This window comes from Candidatus Obscuribacterales bacterium (genome assembly GCA_036703605.1).
Taxonomy (GTDB): domain Bacteria; phylum Cyanobacteriota; class Cyanobacteriia; order RECH01; family RECH01; genus RECH01.
Genome location: DATNRH010000889.1, coordinates 1 through 1,029, shown reverse-complemented (window position 1 = coordinate 1,029; position 1,029 = coordinate 1). Strand labels below are relative to the sequence as shown.

The 1,029-nt window shown below is 53.9% G+C and carries 1 protein-coding gene; it reads right to left on the bottom strand.

Annotated features, from left to right (window positions below; genetic code table 11):
• Positions 1 to 215: 215 nt before the first annotated feature.
• Positions 216 to 1,029, bottom strand: an 814-nt coding sequence (locus tag V6D20_18305) for a packaged DNA stabilization protein (protein ID HEY9817735.1), incomplete at its 5' end; no start/stop codon positions are given.

Genomic DNA, 1,029 nt, shown 5'->3' with positions numbered 1-1,029 from the left:
TATTTCACCAGCGTTAGGATTGAACCAAAGGGCTACGGTGGCATCCGTCTTGATATACCTGCCATTAAGGTTGGCGACATAGATTCCATTGGGATCAGCCTCAGTGCCTCTCTGTGGCGTAAACTCTCGGATCCTGCCTAGGTAGTCATCCACCAGCCAGTTAGGCCATCCAAGGCGCTCCAGGTCGCCGTATGATAGAAGGCTGTCCTGTCGCATCAGTTCACCTCGTTAATTTCAACGCCGGTTACGCTAAAGACGCCTTTGGAGAATCCGCGCAACATGATGCCCATCCAGCGGGGATAGTCGCCAAGCCTGCGGATGATGATGCGGTGCTGATAGTCGCCACGCTCGCCACGAGGGGCAAGCACAGAAGGGCCAAACAATGCGCCATCCTTTGTGGTGGAGAAATACACCACATCATCCTTGATGGTGCTATGGCCTGGGGCTGTGACTAGCTCGGCAACCTTGACAGTCGTGCCCACTCGTACTAGCGGAGTCTGGCATTCCCACTCAATGGCTTCGTCGTACTGTGTCGCTATGGTTTCATCAAGGCGGCCAATAGTGCCATCCTGCTTGTCGCCATAGATCCAACTGGACGCCTCATTGCGGACGTTGCGGGGGTCGTATACGCCATTGATAGCCCGGTAAGATTCATCGTTAGAATCCCAGCGATACCAGATATTCTCACCCAGTTTTCCGCTCAGCGTTACGTCGAACACCAGCACATCGCGGGGTAGGTGGCAGATCACAAGCCCCTGGTCGCGTGTGTCACGGTACTCTAGTTGAATGCGGGAAAGCTCAAAGTCTGAATAGTCATCGAGAATGCTGTCAATCTCTTTGGTGCTGATGCTCTGATAGCTGTTGGTCATCAAATAGAATGACGGGCTGTATTCCTTGGAGCCGCCAAAGATCACCCACTGACCGTCACCGATACCGACCTTGGCGTCTGTGCCTACGATGCCAATTGGAAGAGCGGCATTAGGTATGCGGGCAAACGGAAAGGCAGGCCCAGCGTTGTTGTAGAACCGC